Here is a 626-nt window from a genome sequence, read left to right on the forward strand (position 1 = left end):
GTTTGGTAATTGCTTAGTAATCTCTGCTGAATGTGTAGAGATTACAATTTGGTGATGTTTTTTCTTTGCTTCTTCATATAAAAATTGAATTAACTCTCTCTGAGCATTAGGGTGTAGTGAGACTTCCGGTTCATCCAATAAAATCAATGCATTGTTTTCTGCATTCATTATTTTATGCACTAAAGATACAACAGCAAATTCGCCACTTCCAGCATAAGCTTCAGAATAATTCAATTCTTCTGTCTTTAAATATGCAGTACCGCCTCTAGTTGCAAAAAAAGTATGTTCAATATATTTTATTGAAGCGTATTTTTTATTAAGAATTTTAGATATACACTCTACCTCATTCGAAGGTAATGTTACATTCTCGAAAATTCTGTCACGTCCATATAATATATGACTGGTTGATTGTTTCTCTATAGATGATTTTAAATTTTTACTTTTTGCTCTAATAAAGTCTTGCCGAGTCTTATATGCATTAGAAGGATTTATCGAATGATATAAACATCTATCAAATGCACTTAATTCAGATCTAAAATTTATATAAACAACCTCTTTTTTAATTTTTTTCCATCTTGTGCCGGATAAATTAGTTGAATTGATTTTTTTATTTTCAACAGTTTTCA

The 626-nt window shown here is 29.4% G+C and carries 1 protein-coding gene; it reads right to left on the reverse strand.

Translation table 11 applies throughout. The features are described 5' to 3' along the window. Nucleotides 1-626, reverse strand: a 626-nt coding sequence (locus FHQ30_RS13185) for an AAA family ATPase (RefSeq protein ID WP_139625212.1), incomplete at both ends; no start/stop codon positions are given.

It is taken from the genome of Testudinibacter sp. 'clade 2' (assembly GCF_006227735.1).
Classification (GTDB): domain Bacteria; phylum Pseudomonadota; class Gammaproteobacteria; order Enterobacterales; family Pasteurellaceae; genus Chelonobacter.